1 rRNA gene is annotated in these 309 nt (G+C 53.7%); it reads right to left on the bottom strand.

Annotated features, from left to right (window positions below):
• Window positions 1-309, bottom strand: a 23S ribosomal RNA gene (locus ACR6JA_RS22655); the annotation flags it as partial.

Below are 309 nucleotides of genomic sequence, written 5' to 3'. Positions count from 1 at the left end.
TATCCGTTGAGCGATGGCCCTTCCATTCAGAACCACCGGATCACTATGTCCTGCTTTCGCACCTGTTCGACTTGTCAGTCTCACAGTCAAGCACGCTTATGCCATTGCACTATCAGCACGATTTCCGACCGTACCTAGCGTACCTTCGAACTCCTCCGTTACACTTTGGGAGGAGACCGCCCCAGTCAAACTGCCCACCATGCACTGTCCCCGATCCGGATAACGGACCAAGGTTAGAACCGCAAACAAACCAGGGTGGTATTTCAAGGATGGCTCCACGTGATCTAGCGACCACGCTTCAAAGCCTCC

This window comes from Cedecea sp. B1(4) (genome assembly GCF_059414925.1).
This window is presented reverse-complemented; position numbering and strand designations above follow the sequence as displayed.